We start from the raw sequence: 459 nt of genomic DNA, 5'->3' as shown, positions 1-459 counted from the left end.
AGACGATCTGGTCCTGGGCCGCGGCGAGCTTCTTCTCCGCGGCCCCGATCTCCTGGTCGTAGCGGGCCCGCTCGGCGTCCAGCTCGCTGCGGGCCTCGTCGAGCTTCGCCTGGGCCTCCTGCTTGATCTGGGCGAGGCGGAGCGGAGCACGCTCCTCGCCGAGGTTCTGCAGCCGTCCGACCACCCGGCCGACCAGGGAGCGATACTCGGCCGAGTACGAGTCGAGCTCCCGCGCTCCCTGCACGGTGATCAGGGCCTCGGTGTACACCGGGTAGGCGAACTCCGAGTGCGGCACCATCAGGAACAGGTTCACCCGGCCCCCGCCGATGCTCGACTCGCCGTGGTCGAAGGTGAGGTAGACCGGTGAGACCACCGTGCCGACGATCCGGTAGCGGTCGTGGTGCAGCGTGTCCGACACCGGAGCCGTGGTGCCCGAGGTCAGCTCGATCGTGTCCCCGA

Annotated in this window: 1 pseudogene; it reads right to left on the bottom strand. The window is 69.7% G+C overall.

The window, feature by feature from the left end:
* Positions 1–459 (bottom strand): annotated as a pseudogene (locus tag BN358_RS27085) (ABC transporter permease); the annotation flags it as partial.

Source organism: Sedimentibacter sp. B4 (assembly GCF_000309315.1).
In the GTDB taxonomy this organism is placed as follows: Bacteria; Bacillota; Clostridia; order Tissierellales; family Sedimentibacteraceae; genus Sedimentibacter; species Sedimentibacter saalensis.
The sequence above is the reverse complement of the archived record's forward strand: the minus strand, read 5'-3'. Positions and strand labels throughout refer to the sequence as shown.